Source organism: Lyngbya sp. CCY1209 (assembly GCF_055795065.1).
On record NZ_JAYFER010000195.1, the window covers coordinates 1 to 4,132 of the forward strand.

The following is a 4,132-nucleotide window of genomic DNA, read 5'->3' on the forward strand; positions in this document are numbered from 1 at the left end:
GAGCCGTGTGAGGTGAAAGTCTCATGCACGGTTTTGAATGGGAGGGGGAGAAGGTGACTTCTCTCTCGACCCCTAATAACGACACGGGTTGACTGCGAATCCGGATCTCTAGCACCGAAATTGATATGACCGCTGGGTTCATCTTTGTGATTGCAATTCTGGCTTTGGGGGGGGTGATCGCCACCGTCAGCGATCGCCTCGGGACCAAGGTCGGCAAAGCTCGCCTGAGTCTGTTTAAAATGCGGCCTCGGAAAACGGCCGCCGTGGTGACGGTTTTCACCGGCACCCTCCTGTCCGCACTGACCCTGGCTATTTTGTTCGCCACCAGCAAACCCCTGCGCCGGGGGGTGTTCACCATCGACCAAATTCAAGACCGGCTCAACCAGGCCCGCAAGGATCTCACCCGCACCGAGGACGAAAAGGAGCGGGTGGAAACGCAGTTGACGAAGGCCGAGGCCGAACTGCTCGCGGCGGTCAACCGCCTCAACGAGATCAACGCCTCTTTACAAGATACCCAGGTTCAGGTCGGCGATCGCGAAGCCCAACTCCAACAGGCCCAGAGTCGGCTCCAAAATACCGAGGAACAGTTAGGGGAACTTCAGGAGCAACTCGAGCAGATGAAGCGGGCGAAAACCGATCTCGAAGCCGAATTCGAGGCGATCGAAACCCAACTGAGCCGGGTTTCGACCCAAAAAAAGCAGCTTCAAACGGAAATCGGACAGTTGCAAGCCGAACGGGAGAAATTGATCGAACAGCGGGAAACCGTGGAAGCTCAGATCGAGGAGCGCGATCGCGAAATCGAACGGCAAGATCGGGTGATTGCCGAGGGGGAAACCCGCCTCGCCGATCTCGAAGTCCAGCAGGAGAAGTTGGAGCGACAAAAAGCGGAGGCCGAGCAGGATTTTCAACTGTTGCGGGAAGATTTTCAACTGTTGCGGGAAGGGAGTGTCGCCCTCAAGCGCGGTCAAATTCTCGCCAGCGGTTTGGTGCGGATCATCGACCCGGCTACCTCCGAGCAGGCGGTGAATCAGTTGCTGCAAGAGGCGAACCGCAACGCCCTCAACTTCGTGCAGTTGGGCAATGAAAATGCCAGCGGCGATCGCGTCATTCAAATTACAAAAGCGGAAGTGGAAGAACTGATCGCCGAGATCGACGACGGCCGGGATCACGTCGTCCAAATTATCGCGGCAGCCAATTATTTGGTGGGGGAAAAGCGGGTGGCGGTCTACACCAAAGCCGAACCCAACCGACTGCTCTTTACCGACGGGGAAATCGTGGCGGGGACCTCCGTCAATCCGGCTACCCTCGACCCCGGACAACTCCAGCAGCACCTCCAGCAACTTCTGGATGCCTCCGGCTTTCGCGCCCGCTTCGTGGGGGTTCTCGACGGCCCGATCCGTGTCGGGGACGACAGCATGGAAACCCTGATCGCCTTCATCCAACGGTTGGAAACCTATGACCGAACCGTGGAACTGCAGGCGGTGGCATCCCGGGACACCTACACCATCGGCCCCCTGCAGGTGGATTTGCTGGCCCGCCACAACGGCGAGGTGGTGTTCAGCACCCGGGACGCGAATCGGGAACTCGACGATATCAATTGGGCGGAGGTGTGGCCGCGATGATTTTGGGCTTCGATCCGGGGCGGGACAAGTGCGGCGTCGCGGTGGTGGGGGACGACGGCCGAGTTCGAGACCACCGGGTGGCGGCCGCGGCGGAGGTCGTCGCCACCGTAGAGTCCCTCTGCCGCCAATTTCCGATTCATCTGGTGGTGATGGGCAATCAGACCACCTCCCGGGACTGGAAACCGAAAATCGCCGCGGTTCTTCCCCCGGGGGTGGAAATCGTCTGGGTTGACGAGCGCTACAGTTCCCTGGAGGCCCGCGATCGCTACTGGGAACTGTATCCCCCCCGGGGCCTGTCTCACCTCATCCCCCGGGGGATGCGCGTCCCCCCGAGGGCGATCGATGATATCGTGGCGATCGTCCTGGTGGAACGGTATCTCGGGAATCTGGAAAAAGCGCGGGAGTAGAGAAACCGGAAGCGCGATCGATAATTCCCGATTCCACTCGGGAAACCGAGAACCGGAAAACTTTTCACTTTTCAGATCATGTCCGCTCAAACAGCTATGATTCCTGGGTGCCATCTTCTGAAGCCGCTTCAAACTTTTGCCGATTGCCTCTTGCCGATTGCCTTTTCTTGAACGATTGTGTAAGTATTCAAACGGACTTGATATCACTTTTCACTTTTCACTTTTCACCGCGCCGACCCCCCATCAAAACTGGGCGCGGATGGTAAACGAATAATCTCCCCCCGGTTCGAGTCGGTAATCCCAAGTTTCCAGGAAACGCCCCAGGGGTTCTTGAATTAAAGCGCGGCCCTGGGAGGGACGGACGATCAGGGTTTTATTTTGTCGGAATCGCCACTGAAATTGCCAAGCATAGTCCCCGGCGCTGACATCCCCTTCCAGAATGCCGGCCTGCCAGGACTGGCGGGTGATTCGGACATAGGCAGTCGTTTCGGGGAGACGACCTCCGGCACGGGTCACAAGCACCTCCTGGATTGATGCGATCGCAGGGCAAAAATAGCACTCGGCTGTCAGCTTTCGGCTGTCAGCTTTGATACAAATCCCACCCTCGGGTATCGGGCGATATCGAGGCGGGATCTCAAGAAACACTTCGATTATTGTAGAGGCTCATCGCTTTTTCCACCCCATCTTCCAAAGCCAATTCCACCGCCTCTCCCACCAGTTGCAGCACTTCGTCCATCACCGGGCGCTCGGCGGGGGAAAATTTGCCCAGGACGTGGGAAATCGTTTCCCGGTCCGCCGCCGTTTCGGGTTTGCCGATACCCAAACGCAGGCGGGGAAATTCTTGGGTTCCCAGGTGGGCGATCGCCGATTTCATGCCGTTGTGGCCCCCCGCCGAACCGGAGAGGCGCATCCGCAGCCGGCCCACGGGCAGATCCATCTCGTCGTAGATGACGAAGACGGACTCGGGGGGGAGTTTGTACCAGTCCACCACGGCCCGGATCGCCTGTCCGGAGCGGTTCATGTAGGTCGCGGGCTTGAGGAAATAGAGGGGGTCGGGGGACGATCGCACCCGGCCCGTCCCGAAGCTGCCGTGAAAGCGGCGGTTTTCGGACATCGGGATTTGCCACCGCCGCGCCAGGAAATCCAGGGCGTCGAATCCGATATTGTGGCGCGTGCGCTCGTATTTGGAGCCGGGATTGCCCAACCCCACGATCAGTTGGGGGATCGCAGCCATTTTGGAAGTCTTGTCAAATTATCGGTCAAAAAAACAGGGGAAGTTGAAATTCCCCTGAAAACCGGATCAAATCCCGGAGCGGGATCGGTCCCTAACCCGCCATCCGGTCGTTGCGGGTGTTCGTCTCCGACTTGGGGGGGTGCGATCGCGTCGCCTGTTCGAGTTGTTCCGCTTCGCGATTAAATTCATTTTTAAATTCCTGGGAGGCATCTTGGAACTTGCGAATTGCCTCTCCCAAACTGCGGCCGATCTCGGGCAGCTTTTTCGGCCCGAAAATCAAAAGCGCGACGACCAGGATGACGGCCATCTCCGGTAAACCGATGCCAAAAATATTCATGATCTCTCCAACAATAGTGCGATCGCCCTCGACACCCGTCAAATCATCGGGGGGAGCGGAGATCCAAATCCCCGCCTCTCCCATCGCCCTCACCTAGCGGGTCAGGTTAGCCCAGTCCACGCTCACGTTTTCCAGAATCAGCGAGGAGTTGTAGATCTGCAGGATGATCAGCAGAAAGACGAAGAATAACCCCATAAAAACGGCCATCAGGGGGGTGGTTCCCCAGCCGGGGGCTACTTTACCGTATTCGGAATTGAGGGGTCTGAGTCGATCGCCCAGCCAAGTCCTTTGTGCCATAGGTCTCCTTTAATCGAATGCGCTTGACCGCTTTTTTTTGGAGTTTATCACAAAGTCGGCCTCAAAGAACGGGGCTTTCGACCCAATTTTTTGGTAATCTGATAGGGGCAGTGCGATTCGTTCGGGAACGAAATCGGGCTGAAATGCCTGAAATAACTTCCCGGTAAGGTTTTCATCCCCTCGGATGAATATAAGGGGCGCACCCCTGACCAACCTTATAACTGTCTGTATGTTC

General features: G+C 57.5%; 6 protein-coding genes. 2 read left to right on the forward strand and 4 right to left on the reverse strand.

Annotation, left to right across the window (positions count from 1 at the left end; translation table 11 throughout):
- Positions 1 to 146 precede the first annotated feature (146 nt).
- Both AC0QHF_RS03390 and AC0QHF_RS03395 read left to right on the forward strand, forming a co-directional pair.
- Complete coding sequence (locus AC0QHF_RS03390; protein ID WP_324702778.1) at positions 147 to 1,622, forward strand: DUF3084 domain-containing protein; 1,476 nt, start codon at positions 147 to 149, stop codon at positions 1,620 to 1,622.
- Complete coding sequence (locus AC0QHF_RS03395) at positions 1,619 to 2,029, forward strand: RuvC family protein (protein ID WP_324702783.1); 411 nt, start codon at positions 1,619 to 1,621, stop codon at positions 2,027 to 2,029. Before AC0QHF_RS03390 ends, AC0QHF_RS03395 begins: the two co-directional genes overlap by 4 nt.
- A gap of 243 nt (positions 2,030 to 2,272) precedes the next feature.
- Here the strand turns inward: AC0QHF_RS03395 and AC0QHF_RS03400 are convergent, their stop codons facing one another.
- From AC0QHF_RS03400 to psbH, 4 genes are all read right to left on the reverse strand, one after another.
- Complete coding sequence (locus AC0QHF_RS03400) at positions 2,273 to 2,545, reverse strand: DUF3146 family protein (RefSeq protein WP_324702779.1); 273 nt, start codon at positions 2,543 to 2,545, stop codon at positions 2,273 to 2,275.
- 118 nt (positions 2,546 to 2,663) lie between these two features.
- Positions 2,664 to 3,263: an aminoacyl-tRNA hydrolase gene (gene pth / locus AC0QHF_RS03405; RefSeq protein WP_324702780.1), complete on the reverse strand. Its 600-nt coding sequence runs from the start codon at positions 3,261 to 3,263 to the stop codon at positions 2,664 to 2,666.
- Between the two features lie 91 nt (positions 3,264 to 3,354).
- Positions 3,355 to 3,600: a TatA/E family twin arginine-targeting protein translocase gene (locus AC0QHF_RS03410; RefSeq protein ID WP_324702781.1), complete on the reverse strand. Its 246-nt coding sequence runs from the start codon at positions 3,598 to 3,600 to the stop codon at positions 3,355 to 3,357.
- Positions 3,601 to 3,693: 93 nt separating this feature from the next.
- Complete coding sequence (gene psbH, locus AC0QHF_RS03415; RefSeq protein WP_324702782.1) at positions 3,694 to 3,897, reverse strand: photosystem II reaction center phosphoprotein PsbH; 204 nt, start codon at positions 3,895 to 3,897, stop codon at positions 3,694 to 3,696.
- Between the last annotated feature and the right edge of the window lie 235 nt (positions 3,898 to 4,132).